The following is a 14,267-nucleotide window of genomic DNA, read 5'->3' as shown; positions in this document are numbered from 1 at the left end:
ATGGCGTGGGGCCCTGTCACTCCCGCGCGGCGAGCACCGCCCGCCCGCGCGGCGAGAGCTCGTAGCCGACCGCCAGCGAGTGGGTCAGACCCAGCGCCTTGAGCCGTCGGACGTCGGCCTTGAACGGGGCGGTCTCGCGGCCGAACGACGCGGCGAGGTCGGGCGCGCGCACCCCGGGACGTTCGCCGATCGTCGCGAGCGTCGACCAGGCCCAGGGCCCGTGGCCGCTGCGCGCGTCCATCGCGTCGAGCCGCCGGCACACGGCGGCGAGGTCGTCGCCGTCGGGCACGGACGCGGCGAGCTCGGCGCGCGGGTCGGGCTCGTCGAGCGGGTGGAAGCGCACGCGGAACAGCAACGCGTCGGGCGCCGCGTGCCGGTCCGCCTCGGCGAGCGCCGCGTCCACCGAGGGGAAGCCGGCGCGGCGGGCGTCGTCGGGGGTCAGGTCGCCGGGCTCGACGACGTCGACCTCGTCGACCTGCAACCGGCCCACCGGCGTCCGGTAGAGCCGGCCCGGGCGGACCTGGGCGCGGCGCCAGCGCCGGAACGTCAGGTCGACCTCGCCGCGCGCGATGGGCCCGGCGAAGCGCAGCGCGAACAGCACGCGGTCAGGTTCCCACGACGTCAGGCCCCGCCGTACGCGCCGCCCCGACGCGCGGTGGCGGTTCCGGGGTGGTCAGGCGGGGTCAGGCCGTCGCGCAGGTGGGCGATCACGTCGCCGAGGCGGTCGCGCGCCGTGCCGCCGGGTGCGTCGAGCCAGAGACCCACGGCCACCCGCACCGCCGTCATGGCCGCCGCCGCGACGGTGAGCACGTACGGGTCGGCCGCGGTGCGTCCGGTCCGTCCGGCGACGCCCTCGGCGAGCGCGGCCTCGGTCTCCCGGGTGGCGGCGTGCATCCGCCCGAGGAGCTCGGGGTGCTCGCGCAGCAGCAGGAGCTGTTCGTGCCAGATCCCGGACCCGGTGGCGGTGTCGAGGACGTCGCCGAGGACCGCGGCCACGGCGTCGAGCGGCTCCTCCGCGGCCGGGCGGGCGACGACGGCCGCGGTGAGGTCGCCGGCCGCCTCGGGCCCCGTGCCGAAGAACGCGTCGTCCTTGCTCGCGAAGTGGTTGAAGAACGTGCGCGGCGAGACGTCGACCTCGGCGCAGACGGCCTCGACCGTGACGCCGTCCGGGCCGTGCTCACGCCCGAGCCGGACCGCCGCCGCGCGCAGCGCCTCGCGCGTCGCGGCCTTCTTGCGCTCCCGCAGCCCGGTGCGCGCGGGAGCCGGGGTGCCGCTCGTGGTCAGGAGGACCTCCTGGCTCGCGGAGGGAAATCGCTTCGGTGTCCGCAACTCTGCAGTCGCTGAACCTTCAGCTACGGTAACCGGTCCCGCGCGCGGCGAACCGTCCCTGTGGAGGACCTCTCAGGCCCGCTCAGACGCTCGCGGCGCCGAGGACGACGACGAACAGCCAGAACACGATCCAGCCGACGATCGGGATGTAGCCCAGGACGAGCCCCGCGATCGTCATGCCGTGGCCCGTGTAGTGCCCGTTGCTCGTGTCCGGCCAGGCGAGGTGCCCGCAGATGACCGCAGGGATCGAGGTGATGCCGGCGGTGAAGAAGCCGAGGATGCCGCAGACGAGCGCGGCGATGGCGAGGCCGGACGCGGGCGGGCTCGGCTGGTAGCCGTAGGCACCGTAGGGGCCCGGCGCGCCGGGCGCCCCGGGGTACGGCATCGGCGAGGACGGGCCGGACCCGTACGGCTGCTCGTACGGCGCGCCGTAGGGCTGCTGGTACGGCGCGCCGTACGGCGAGGGGCCGTACGGGTCGGAGTAGGGCGTCAGTCCGCCGCCCGGGCCCTCCGTCGAGCCGTAGGGCTGCGGGTACTGCGGATCACGCGGCGGTTCCCACGGCGAGCTCACGAGTGGATCCTAGAGGTCGGGTCGGTGGTTTCGGGCGATTCCCGGCGCGACGTGACGCCGGGGTGTGCGTCAGGGGCGTGCGTCAGGGGAGCGGGATGACGACGTCGGCGTAGGTGTCGCCGTCGGTGTCCGCGACCGCGACCGGGCCGTGGTCGCCGTAGGGCGCGCCGTCGGTGACGGCCGCGTCGCCGTAGCCGTCCGCGTCGGTGTCGAGGACGACCTCGTCGACCTTGCCGTCGTGGTCGTGGTCAGAGACGGCGTACTCGTCGAAGCCGTCGTGGTTCCGGTCGGCCGACGCCGTCTCGGCGTACCCGTCGCCGTCGGCGTCGGTGGCCGAGGTCTCGTAGTAGCCGTCGCGGTCCTCGTCGAACGAGGTCATGGTGGGCGTGCCCGCCGGCTCCGAGAGGAGTCCGCCGTCGGCGCCGAACGTCGCGCCGTCGCTGGTGGTGTAGGTACCGGGGCTGGTCATCTCGGGGTCTCCCTCGCCGGAGTGGTCGGTGCGGACGACCCTGGGACGGCGCGGGGGGCCACGGATGTTCCTGAGGGAACTCTGGCAGCGTCCCTAGCCCGCGCGCCGGCGGCGGCGGATGGGCTCGACGCGGCGCAGCAGCACCGCGGTCGCCACCGCGAAGAGCACGACCAGGGCGGCGAGCGCGCCGAGGTCGAGCAGCCAGGTGGCGGCGTCGTGGTCCCACAACGGGTCGTGCTCGCGGTACGGCGTCGGCAGGCCGGGTCCGCTCGGCAGGCCGATGGTCGACGCGCCGAGCGCGAACCCCCACCGGGCCGGGACCAGCCACGACAGCTGCGCCAGGACGGGGCTGCCCTGGATCTGCAGCAGCGCGCTGGACAGGATGAACTGCAGCATCGCGAGCAGCACGAGCAGCGGCATCCCGCGGTCGGCGTTGGTGATGGCCGCGGACACCGCGAGCCCCAGGGCCATGCTCGCGACGGCGACGCCGACCAGCGCGACGACGATCTCGAGCGTGCCCGAGCCGAGCAGCACCGCCTCGTCGGGTGCCGGCCTGCCGAGCATCCCCAGCACGCCGAGCAGCACGGCCTGCACGCCGGTGATCGCGATCAGCACGCTGAGCTTGGAGAAGAGGTAGGCCCCGCGCGAGAGCCCGATCGCCCGCTCGCGGCGGTAGATCTCGCGTTCCTTGACGACCTCGCGGATCGACGCCGCCGACCCCATCAGCGCGGCGCCGACGACGAACACCAGCAGCAGGCTGTTCGGCGAGCCGGGCGTCCCGCGCGCCTGCGCGGCCTGGGACAGCCCCGTGTCCCCGGGCAGGGCGTGGGTGAGCACGGCCAGCAGCAGCGGCAGCGCCGCCATGAAGATCGTGTACTGGCGGTCGGCCAGCACCACGGCGAGGTAGCGCCGGCACAGCACCGCGAACTGCGAGAGCACCGGCTGCTGGCGCGGCGCCTGGTTCGGGGCGGTCGGGACGGGACGCCCGCGGCGGGCGTCGGGCGCGCCGACGTAGCGCGCCCACTGGGGCGAGCGGCGGTAGCGGTCGGCCCAGTCGGTGTGGTGGTGCTGTTCGAGCAGCAGGAACAGGTCGGCGAAGTCGGTGACGCCGAAGTAGGCGAGGGCTTCCTGGGGTGGGCCGAAGTAGGCGACGGTGCCGCCGGGGGCGAGCAGCAGGAGGCGGTCGCAGGCGTCGAGGTTGGCGACGTTGTGGGTGACCACGACGACGGTGCGGCCGTCGTCGGCGAGGCTGCGCAGGGTGCGCATGACGCTCTTGTCGAGGCCGGGGTCGAGGCCGCTGGTGGGTTCATCGAGGAAGAGCAGGGAGGGGCGGGTGAGCAGTTCGAGGGCGACGCTGGTGCGTTTGCGTTGGCCGCCGGACAGGGAGTCGATGCGTTGGTCGGATTGGCCGGTGAGGCCGAGCTCGCCGATCACGTCGTCGATGCGGCGGTCGCGGTCGGCGGCCGACACGTCGGTGGGGAAGCGCAGCCGGGCCGCGTACGCCAGGGCCCGGCGCACCGTAAGCTGGGGATGCAGGATGTCGTCCTGGGGCACGAGCCCGATGCGCTGGCGGAGCTCGTCGTACTCGCCGTAGAGGTCCCGTCCCGCGTACTCGACGACGCCCTCGTCGGCGGGCCGGAAGCCGGTCAGCGCGCGCAGCAATGTCGACTTGCCGGCCCCGGACGGTCCGACGACGGCCAGGAGGCTGCGCTGGGCGAGGGAGAACCCGACCCCGGAGAGCAGCGTCTTGTCGCCCTCGCGCACGACGAGCCCGTCGGCGCGGAAGCCGATGTCGCCGGTGTCGACGTGCTCGACCAGCCGGTCACCCTCGAGGTGGAACAGGGCGTGCCCGATGCCGACCACCGACGTCGACGACACCGGTGCCCGCCGCACCCGGGCCCCGTCGACGAACGTGCCGTTGGGGCTGCCGAGGTCGACGATGTCCCACCCGCCGTCGGGGCGGCGGACGAGCTCGGCGTGGTGCCGGGAGACCAGCAGGTCGGCGACCACGACGTCGTTGTCGTCCGCGCGGCCGATCCGCACGCGCGGCGACGTGCTGCGGCCGGGCGCCGGCGTGGTCGCGAGCTGGTGCACCGCGGAGAGGCGGCCCTGCGCCGACGACCGCGCGGCGGCCGGGACGACGGCCGTGCCGTGCGGGCCGGCCGCCGGCTCGGGGGTCGGCGACGGGGGCGTCAGGACGGCGAGGTGCACCTCGGGGCCGGCCGCGGGATCGCCGAGGCGCACGGCGACCGGGCCCGTCAGGATCATCTCGCGGAACGGCCGCCCGAAGGCGAACGACCCGTTGCGGCTGCGGTCGACCAGCTGCCAGCCCTCGGGCGTGGCCCGGATCCGCAGGTGCTCGCGGGAGACGCGCGGACCGATGACCTGCAGGTCGGACGCCTCGTCGCGGCCGACACCCAGCGTGCCGCCCGGCGGGACGGTCCGCCGCTGCCCGCCCGCGCGCACCTCGAGGGGACCGGTGGCGGGGGTACCGGGGCGGGCGAGGTGGTCCGGGGCTCCCATCAGGGCAGGAGCATGAAGGCCATCCGGCCCTGGGCGTCGACGCCGACCACGGCCCCGTTCGCGGCGTAGCGGTAGATGCCGGAGCGGCGCTGGGGTGGCTCACGCAGGGCCGCGAGGAGCTGCTCGCGGTTGGGGGCGGTGGTGAGCAGCGGCGCCACCTGGGACCACGGTGCCGCGTCGAACGCGGCGGCGGGCCGGTAACGCGACTGCACGCCGGGCAGGTCGCCCGTCCCGAGGGCGGTGTAGAGGCCGCCGACGCCGGTGGCCACCGCGGCGGGGAGCGCACGACCGGTGGTGTCGGTGACGGCGGGCTGCCCGACCGGGACCTGGGGCGGCGCCGGGTTCCCGGTGCCCTGGAGCGGCGGGGCCTGGGGCAGGGGCGCCGCGACCGGCTGGTCCTGGGTCGCGGCCGGCGCGGCGGCCGACCCCGCGGGCTCCCGGACGAGCGTCACGACCGCGAGACCCGCCGCGACGACGATGGCGACGGCCAGGGCGACGCTCGCGATCCACGGACCCTTCGACGGGGCGGCGCCGGTCGTGGTGTCCACCGTGTCCGCGGTGGCCGTCGACGCCGTCATCGTCCCGACCCCGGGCGCCACAGCAGCGGCGCGGTGCTCGTCATGTCGGCCTCCTCGGTCGGGTCCCGCGGCAGTCTCGGCCATCTCGATCGCGAGCGCACCCCCTCGGCGCACTCTTCGACGTCACGGCGCCGGGAGCCGGGGCACCGCCGCCGCGGCGAGGCCGGTCGCGGCCGCGCAGCGGTCCTCGGGCGGCCCGTGGACGGAGACCTCCAGCAGCTCGACCCGCGGCGAGCCGTCGACCGCCGTGTACGCCCGCTGGGCGACCGCCACGTCGCACGAGTCGCGGCGGTCGGTGACCGTCGCGGGCCGGCCGCCGACGTCCGCCGTCGCGGTGAAGGTGCGGCGTCGCTCGACGGCGACCTCGGCGACGGTGCCTCCCGCCCCCGGTTCGGAGCCCCAGCGGCACGACCAGCCGCCGACACCCGGGGCGACGCGGGCGGCGTCGAGGCCGGGCACGGCCTCGAGGTCGTCGGGGTCGAGCAGGGCGCACGCGTCGACCGTGGTCAGGGCCGCCGGCGGGTCGGCCGTGGCGCGGCGGGGCAGGGGTGCGCCGGCGAGCAGCGTCCGGACCGTCGCGTCGGTCGCGGCGTCGGCGGACGCGCACGGGTCGGCGGACGACCCGGAGGCCGGGGCCGCGTCGACGGCGACCTGCACCCCTTCGGTGGTCACGACCGTGCGGGAGCAGATCCCGTCCCGCGGGGCGGACCGCCGGACGACCAGGCTCCCGACCCGCTCCTCCCGCCCCTCGGTGACCGCGGTGGCGACCGGCTCGAGCGTCGCGACGACCACGACGTCCCCGCCCGGGACCGCGGCGAGGACGGTGCACGCGGCGGGGCTGCCGAGATCGGGCACGACCCGTGCGGTCCCGCTGATCGCGGCGGGGTCCGTCACGGCGCACGGCTCGACGGTGCGGGCGTCGCCGATCACGGCGGGGACGACCCGGTCGCCCGCACCCGCCGCCCCGCCCGTGCCGCCCGTGTCATCCGTGCCGCCGCCGCGGAACGACAGTGCCGCCGCGACCACGCCGGCGAGGAGCACGAGGACGGCCACCACCGCGACGACGACCAGGCCGCGCCGGGAGCGGGCGGGCGGCGGGGTCGACGGGCCCGGTGGGTGGGGCGGGTGTGGCGGGCCCGGTGGGTGCGGTGGGCGCGGTGAGAGGGGAGCGCGGGGCGGGGCCGACGCGGGCCCCGCGGGCGGGCCGCCAGCCGGGGAGCGGGGCGCCGGCGCGGCGGGAGCCGGGCCGGCCGAAGGGGAGGCCAGGACACCGACGCGGGTCGTGGGACGGGCGTCCGTGGGCGGCGCGCCGAAGGGCTCGGGACGGGTCGGCGACCAGGCGCCCGTGACCGCCGCGGTGCTGATGACCTCGGTGCGCCGGATCGCGGGCTCACCGTCACCTGTGTCCGTGGGTCGCCCGGCGGGCTCCGCGGGGGTCGCCGCGCCGTCCGGGGGCGATCCCTCGAGCGCGTGCAGGTCCTCCTGCAGCGCGGTCGCGAGCCCGCCGGCGGTCTCCGGGCGGGCCTGCGCGGCGCGGGTGAGCACGGCGGCGAGGCGCTCGGCCGTGTCGTCGTCGGCATCGACCACGGGCACCGCGGCGAGGGTCGCGGCCAGGGCGCGGGCGTCGTCGTCCTCGGCGCCGGGGCGGTCGTCCGGGCGCGTCCCCGACGGCGCGCCGAGCAGCCGGATCCCCGCGCCGTCCGACCCGTCCGACCCCGCAGCCCCGACCAGCACGACGTCCGCCCCGATACGGCCGTGCACCAGCCGCGCCGCGTGGGCCGCCCGGAGTGCCCCGGCGAGCACCAGCGCGTACCCCAGCAGCCGGTCGGCGGGCACCGGGTCGAGGGCGGCGAGCCCGCGGGCGCCCGCCGGCACCTCGTGGACGAGCCACAGCCTGCGGTCGGCGCCCGCGGCGACGTCGAGCACCGGCGCGAGACCGGGGTGCGGGTGCTCCCCGCCGCGCCGGACGTCCCGGGCGACGCGGGTCAGGGCACCGGGGTCCGGCGACCCGCCGTCCGGGGCGAGCGCGACCGCGACGACGTCCCGATCGTCCCACGTGTCGCGGGCCGAGCGGACGAGCCCGGAACGGGCCGCGCCGAGCCGGTAGTGCCCGCCGGAGAGCGACTCGCCGTCGCTCCCCGGCGTCCCGCCGGTCCCCTCCGTCACAGGGCCGTCCCGTCCTGGTGCCGTCAGGGGTCGGGCGTCAGCCGCCGAAGGTCGTCCGGGCCCGGAACTGCACCCGCTCGAAGACCGTGTTCGACTGGTCCAGCGTCGTCGTCCGGATCTCCCAGCTGTAGGGCAGGCCGTTGTAGATGCCGGTGGAGTAGACGGTGCCGTTGGACTGCGCCGTGTAGAGCGGTCCCTGCTCGACCCCGCCGGACTGCCAGACGTCGAAGTTCTCGATGCGCGGTCCGAGGGCGGCGGTGTCGTTGTACCAGGACTGGGCGCCCGAGGAGTCCGGCCAGCGCGCGAAGATCACCCGTGCGCCGGGGGCCGCGCTGGAGAAGTCGCAGACGTAGGCCTCGGTGGGGTTCACGCCGGTGCTGGTGGTCAGCTGGTCCGCCGATGTGGACGGGCGGCAGTTCGACGTCGCCACGTCCGGGAAGACCTGCGAGAGCGCGGGCTGCCCGGCGGGGACGGCCGGTGTCGTCGAGGCCTGCGGCTGCGAGGTCTGGGGGCCGGGGTTGACCGGCGGGGCGGCCGGCGTCGGCGAGCTGCCCTGGTTGAGCAGCACGACCGCGCCGACGGCGACGACGAGCAGCAGCACGACGACGCCGGCGACGATCGCGACGACCTTGCCCTTGCCGCCCTTCGGGGGCTGCGGCGGCTGGCCGTACCAGCCGGCCTGCGGCCCGCTGCCGCCCGGCGGCGGGAACTGTCCGGTGCCCGCCGGGCCGTACCCCTGGCCGTAGGGCGCCGTGCCCGGGTAGCCCTGGGCGAAGCCCTGCGGCCCGCTCTGGCCGGGCGCGCCCTGACCCCACGCCGGCGTGCCCTGCGGGCCGGAGCCCTGGGGCGAGCCGAACGGGGACGGGGGTCCGGAGGGTCCCGTCGGGGCCGCGGGGGTCCACGGCTGGGCCTGCGGGCCCGAGGGTGCGCGGGGACCGGGGACGTGGGTGGGCGTGCCGCTCTGCGGGCCGCTGGTCGCCGCGGCACCGGCGGCACCGGCGGCACCTGCCGCCAGGCCCGCCGCCGCGGGGCCGACGCTCGGGGTCCGGGACGTCGCGTCGTCGGCCGGTCCGGTCGTCGTCGGGGACACCTCGCCGCCGACGGCGCGCACCGCGGCGTCGGCGAAGTCGCCGGCGGTGGCGTAGCGCGCGGCGGGGTCCTTAGCCATCGCCTTCGCCAGCACCTCGTCGAGCGCGGGCGGCGAGCCCGGCGCGATCTCCGAGAGCCGCGGGGGCGTCTCGTTGAGGTGGTCGTACATGAGGCCCGGCCCCTCGGAGACGAAGGGCGGGCGCCCGGCGATCGCCTCGAAGAGCAGGCAGCCCAGCGCGTAGACGTCGACACGGCGGTCCATGTCGCGGCCCACGAACAGCTCGGGGGCCATGTAGGCGAGCGTGCCGATCGCCGAGCCGGTGCCGGTCAGCGAGCTCTTGGTGTCGCCGCCCATGGCGCGGACGATGCCGAAGTCGACGAGGTAGACGAAGTCGCGCCCGCGGTGCTGGGTGATCAGGACGTTGGACGGCTTGACGTCGCGGTGGATCAGCCCGTCGTCGTGCGCGGCGTCGAGGGCGTCCGCGGTCTGCCGGACGATCTCGGCGGCGCGGCGGGGCTCGAGACGTCCGTGGCGCTCGATCTCCTCGGCGAGGTCGACGCCGGAGACCAGGCGCATGTCGATGTAGAGGCGCCCGTCGATCGTGCCGAAGTCGTGGATCGGGATGACGTGCGGCGACGAGAGGCGCGCCGCCGTGCGCGACTCGCGGCGGAAGCGCTCCTGGTAGTCGCCGTCGTCGGCCAGCCCGCCGTGCAGCCGCTTGACCGCCACCGTGCGCTGACGGGAGGTGTCGAACGCGCGGAACACCTCGCCCATCCCGCCCCGCCCGATGCGCTCCTCGAGGCGGTACGGCCCGAACGTCTCCGTCGGCTCGCCCGACGACGGCGACGGCGAGTGGCCGGGGGCCTCGGTGCTCATGGGGCGTTCTCCTGATCGGGGTGCGGCGGAGGAGGTCGAGCGGGCAGTCGGGGCACTGCTCCGGGAGGTCGATCCCCCGGGGGTGAAAGTCACCGAGAGTATGTGCGATCGCGGTGTGTGAGGGCCATAGCTCTCACACTTTTCGCAGAGTTCCCTCACGTTTGGTGATCTCTCGGTCGTCGGAGAGCCACGTCGGGGTGGCACGTGGCTCCGGACGGGGTCCGCTCAGGCCGGCACCCGGGCGGCCGGCAGGAGGCCCATCGACGGGAGCACGCGGTGCGCGTCGTCCAGCGCCCGGGCGATCACGTCGAAGCTGTACGGACGATCGGCGTAGGCCGCCGTGGTGTAGACGGTGCCGTCGGTCGCCGCGCGGGTGTGCCGCGGTCCCTGCGCCGCGCCGGTGCCGTCGACCCAGGTCGCGAGGCCGTCCAGGCTCGGGCCGCCGCTTGCCTGGTCGGTCTGCCACCGCCGGGCGTCGGCCGCGGTCGGCCACTGCGTGTAGTAGACGTACGTCCCCGGCACGACCGCGCCGTGGTCACAGCGGATCACCGCCACCGGCCGCGCGCCGGTCGACGTCGCGTACTCCTGGGACCCCGGCGCGTACGGCGCGCAGGCCCCGCCGAGCCGGGCGACGTCGGGGAACGCGGCGGCGAGCCCGCCGTCCGGGGCGGGGGCGGTGAGCGGGGCCGTCGGCGGCGGATGGGGGTCGTCCCCGGCGACGACGCCGGTGACCGTGAGCAGCCCCAGGACGGCGACGACCGCGGCGACGATCCCGCCGCCGATCCACCGGGGCGTCCGGGACGGCGCCCGCCGTGCCGGTCGCGGCGGGGCGGTCGTCGCGATCGGACGGGGCGGCGCCGGGGAGGGGTCGACGACGGGCGGGGCCGAGCGCTGGCCCGGCACCGCGGCCGGCATCAGCGGCTGGTGGGTCCCGGTGCCGTTCCGGCCGGGCGCGGTGTCGGGGACGACGACGTAGCGCGCCCCACGTGGCGGCGTCACCACGGGCGGTCCCGCGGGCGCGCTCGCGGCGGACGCGCCCGTGAGCGCGCGGTACGCCGCCTCCGCGAGCTCGCCCGCCGAGGCGTACCGGTCGGCCGGTGCGGTGGCCAGCGCGCGGGCGACCACCGCGTCGATCGCCGGGGGCAGCCCCGGGACCCGCTCGGTGACCAGCGGCGGCGCGGCGTCGCGCGGCGGCGTGGTCGCCCCGGGGAACGCCGGGCGCCCGCTGAGCGCCTCGACGAGCAGGCAGCCGAGCGCGTGGACGTCGCTCCCCGGGCGGAACCCGTGGCCGGTGGCGTCCTCGGGCGTCGTCGCGGCGGACGTTCCGGCGGCGGCGGCGGTGGCGGACGGCGCGCGGTCGTTGACGTCATCGAGGCCCTCGTCGCCGTCACCGTGCACGGCGCGGGCGATCCCGATGTCGGTGAGGTAGACGACGTCGCGCCCGGCCTGCCGGGCGAGCAGCACGGTCGACGGCGTGAGGCCGCCGTGCACGAGCCCGTCGGCGTGCGCGGCGTCGAGCGCGTCCGCGATCTGGCGCACGATCGACGCCACCCGCCCCGGGCGCAGCGGGCCGTCCCGGTCGATCTCCGTGGCGAGATCGGTGCCGGGGACGAGGCGCATGGCGAGGTAGAGCCGCCCGTCGATCGTCCCGAAGTCGTGGATCGGGATGACGTGCGGCGACGACAGGCGGGCGGCCGTGCGCGCGGCGCGGTGGAAGCGGTCGGCGTCCGATCCCGCGGGCAGGCGCTTCAGCGCGACGGTCCGTCCGCGTCCGGTGTCGTGGGCACGGTGGACGTCGCCCGTCCGGCCCCGACCGAGGCACTCCCCGAGCCGGTAGGGCCCGAACACCTCCCCGGCGTCGGAGCCGGTGGTGGTGTCGGTGGTGGTGTCGGGGAGCGCGTGGCGGCCGGAGGCGGTGACGGTCATCGCGGTCTCCGCGCCCGCGGGTCGAGGCGGCGGAGCAGGAGCGCGGTGACGACGACGAACAGGACGGTGACGCCGGCGAGGGCGCCGAGGTCGAACCACCAGGTGCCGGCGGTGTGCTCCCAGAGCGGTTCGGCGTCGGTGTAGGGCGGCGGCGTGCCCGGTCCGCTGCGCACGCCGATCGTCGACGCGCCGAGCGCGAACCCCCAGCGCGCCGGCACGAACCACGACAGCTGCGCGAGGACGGGGCTGTCCTGGATCTGCAGCAGCGCGCTGGACAGGATGAACTGCAGCATCGCGAGGAGCACCAGCAGCGGCATCCCGCGGTCGGCGTTGTCGATCCAGGCCGACACGGCGAGCCCGACGGCCATGCTCGCGACGGTGGTCGCGGCGATCGCGACGAGGATCTCGAGGCGGGGATCGCCGAGGGCGACGGCCTGGTCGGGCCCGGGGCGCCCGAGGATCCCGAGCACGCCGAGGACGACGCCCTGCAGGCCGGTGATCACGGCGAGCACCGCGACCTTGGACAGCAGGTACGCCGCCCGCGACAGCCCGATCGCGCGCTCGCGGCGGTAGATCTCGCGTTCCTTCACCAGCTCGCGGATCGACGCGGCCGACCCCATCAGCGCGGCGCCCACGATGAACACCATGAGCAGGCTCTGCGGCGCGCCCGAGACGCCGCGCAGCTGCTCGGACAGCGACAGCCCGGTGTCCACGGGCAGCGCGTGCGACAGCAGCGCCAGCACCAGCGGCAGCGCGGCCATGAAGATCGTGTACTGGCGGTCCGCGGCGATCACCGCGAGGTAGCGGCGCGCGAGGATCCCGAACTGGGCGGGCGCCGACTGCTGACGCGGCGGCGGAGCCGACGCCGCGGGCTGCGCCGAGGCACCCCGGGCGACGGGTGCGTGCGACGGCGGCGCGGTGCCGATGTAGCGCTCGGCCAGCGAGGAGCGGCGGTAGCGGTCGGCCCAGTCGGTGTGGTGGTGCTGTTCGAGCAGCAGGAACAGGTCGGCGAAGTCGGTGACGCCGAAGTAGGCGAGGGCTTCCTGGGGTGGCCCGAAGTAGGCGACGGTGCCGCCGGGGGCCAGCAGCAGGAGGCGGTCGCAGACGTCGAGGTTGGCGACGTTGTGGGTGACCACGACGACGGTGCGGCCGTCGTCGGCGAGGCTGCGCAGGGTGCGCATGACGCTCTTGTCGAGGCCGGGGTCGAGGCCGCTGGTGGGTTCGTCGAGGAAGAGCAGGGAGGGGCGGGTGAGCAGTTCGAGGGCGACGCTGGTGCGTTTGCGTTGGCCGCCGGACAGGGAGTCGATGCGTTGGTCGGATTGGCCGGTGAGGCCGAGCTCGCCGATCACCTCGTCGATGCGGCGGTCCCGCTCCGCCGCGGTGGTGTCCGACGGGAACCGCAGCCGCGCGGCGTAGGCGAGCGCGCGTCGCACGGTGAGCTGCGGGTGGAGGATGTCGTCCTGGGGCACGAGCCCGATGCGCTGGCGCAGCTCGTCGTAGTCGGCGTACAGGTCGCGGTCGGCGTAGGTGACCACGCCCTCGTCGGCGGGGCGGAAGCCGGTCAGCGCGCGCAGCAGCGTCGACTTGCCGGCCCCGGACGGTCCGACGACCGCGAGCAGGCTGTTCTCCTCCAGGGCGAAGCCGACCCGGTCGAGCAGGGTGCGTCCCTGTGGTGTCCGGACGACGAGGTCCTGCGCGCGGAACGCGATCGCGCCGGCGTCCTCGCGCTCGACGAGCCGGACGGATCCGTCCGGGCTGCCGTCCAGGTGGAACAACGCGCGGCCGATCGCGACGAGCATCCCGGGACGCAGGACCGCGCGGCGGACCCGCTGCCCGTCGACGTAGGTGCCGTTCGGGCTGCCGAGGTCGACCAGCTCCCAGCCGCCCGCGCCGTCGCCGACCAGTTCGGCGTGGTGACGGGACACGAGCAGGTCCGCGACCACGACGTCGTTGTCCTCGGCGCGCCCGATCCGGATGCGGCCGTGTGTGGCGGGGGCGTGTGTGGCGGGGACGTTCCCGGCCGGGCCGCCGGGCGCGCCCGGCCCCGGAGCACCGGCTGTCGTCGGGGGCGCCGACGGCAGCCGGTGCACCGCCGACAGCCGGCCCTGGCGGCTCGGTCCCGACAGCTCGGGGACGTCGGCGGGCCGGACCGGGGACGGGGCGGGGCGGTCGGGCGCGGGGCGGTCGGGGGCAGGGGTGCCGGCCGCGGGGGTCGGCGTCGCTCCGGCGGGGACCGGCCCCGGGTGGGCGTCCGGGGGTGTCAGCGGCGCCGCCATGGGCACGGGCGGGGCGCCGGGGTCGGCGGCGACGGCGCGGAGCACCAGCGACACCTCGGGCCCGCCGCGGCCGAAGGCGAGGGTCAGGCGCGGCGTCGCTCCGGGGGACAGGCGGAGCTGTTGCAGCCGCTCGTTGGCGACGAACACCCCGTTCTGGCTGCGGTCGATCAGCTCCCACCCGCCGGGCAGCGCCCGCAGCTCGGCGTGGACCCGCGAGACCAGGGGGTGCACGACCTGGAAGCCGGCTGCCTCGTCACGGCCGATCGTGACGCTCTGCCCGGGCGGGACGACGAGGCGCTGGTCACCGTGCGTGAGCTCGAGCTGCGGCACCGTGAGCGGCCGGCCCCGGACCGCTCGACGCCCGGCCGCCGGCCGGGGCACGGGTTCCACGGAGTGCACTCCGCCGACCTCCTCGCGACCGGGCGCTGCGGGCCCGGCGACGTCACCTCCCTCGGCGCGGTTG

General features: G+C 76.6%; 10 protein-coding genes. All 10 read right to left on the bottom strand.

Annotation, left to right across the window (positions count from 1 at the left end; all coding sequences use genetic code 11):
* Positions 1-16: 16 nt before the first annotated feature.
* The 10 genes from QSK03_RS15315 to QSK03_RS15270 all read right to left on the bottom strand — a co-directional run bounded on the left by QSK03_RS15315 (position 17) and on the right by QSK03_RS15270 (position 14,194).
* Positions 17-601: an ASCH domain-containing protein gene (locus QSK03_RS15315; protein ID WP_285653594.1), complete on the bottom strand. Its 585-nt coding sequence runs from the start codon at positions 599-601 to the stop codon at positions 17-19.
* A gap of 20 nt (positions 602-621) precedes the next feature.
* On the bottom strand, positions 622-1,329 hold the full coding sequence (locus QSK03_RS15310; protein WP_285653592.1) for a TetR/AcrR family transcriptional regulator: 708 nt from the start codon (positions 1,327-1,329) through the stop codon (positions 622-624).
* 82 nt (positions 1,330-1,411) lie between these two features.
* The gene (locus QSK03_RS15305; RefSeq protein ID WP_285653591.1) at positions 1,412-1,900 is read right to left on the bottom strand and encodes a DUF4190 domain-containing protein; all 489 of its coding nucleotides are present in this window, start codon (positions 1,898-1,900) and stop codon (positions 1,412-1,414) included.
* 82 nt (positions 1,901-1,982) lie between these two features.
* Positions 1,983-2,369, bottom strand: coding sequence for a hypothetical protein (locus tag QSK03_RS15300; protein ID WP_285653589.1), 387 nt, complete (start codon positions 2,367-2,369; stop codon positions 1,983-1,985).
* A 93-nt stretch (positions 2,370-2,462) separates the two neighbouring features.
* A complete protein-coding gene (locus tag QSK03_RS15295; RefSeq protein WP_285653587.1) occupies positions 2,463-4,892 on the bottom strand; it encodes an ATP-binding cassette domain-containing protein in 2,430 nt (809 codons plus the stop codon).
* Positions 4,892-5,470, bottom strand: a complete 579-nt coding sequence (locus tag QSK03_RS15290) for a hypothetical protein (RefSeq protein WP_285653585.1) — start codon at positions 5,468-5,470, stop codon at positions 4,892-4,894. The genes QSK03_RS15295 and QSK03_RS15290 overlap by 1 nt, the downstream gene beginning before the upstream one ends.
* A 123-nt stretch (positions 5,471-5,593) precedes the next feature.
* The gene (locus tag QSK03_RS15285; RefSeq protein WP_285653583.1) at positions 5,594-7,636 is read right to left on the bottom strand and encodes a hypothetical protein; all 2,043 of its coding nucleotides are present in this window, start codon (positions 7,634-7,636) and stop codon (positions 5,594-5,596) included.
* A 37-nt stretch (positions 7,637-7,673) separates the two neighbouring features.
* Positions 7,674-9,602 (bottom strand): serine/threonine-protein kinase, encoded by a 1,929-nt coding sequence (locus tag QSK03_RS15280; RefSeq protein ID WP_285653581.1) that lies wholly within the window; start codon positions 9,600-9,602, stop codon positions 7,674-7,676.
* 225 nt (positions 9,603-9,827) lie between these two features.
* Positions 9,828-11,528 carry a serine/threonine-protein kinase gene (locus tag QSK03_RS15275; protein ID WP_285653579.1) on the bottom strand — a complete coding sequence of 567 codons (1,701 nt, stop codon included), beginning with the start codon at positions 11,526-11,528 and terminating at the stop codon, positions 9,828-9,830.
* Positions 11,525-14,194 carry an FHA domain-containing protein gene (locus QSK03_RS15270; RefSeq protein ID WP_285653577.1) on the bottom strand — a complete coding sequence of 890 codons (2,670 nt, stop codon included), beginning with the start codon at positions 14,192-14,194 and terminating at the stop codon, positions 11,525-11,527. The genes QSK03_RS15275 and QSK03_RS15270 overlap by 4 nt, the downstream gene beginning before the upstream one ends.
* Positions 14,195-14,267 lie beyond the last annotated feature (73 nt).

The sequence above is a fragment of the Actinomycetospora sp. NBRC 106375 genome, from assembly GCF_030269665.1.
Taxonomy (GTDB): domain Bacteria; phylum Actinomycetota; class Actinomycetes; order Mycobacteriales; family Pseudonocardiaceae; genus Actinomycetospora.
The sequence above is the reverse complement of the archived record's forward strand: the minus strand, read 5'-3'. Positions and strand labels throughout refer to the sequence as shown.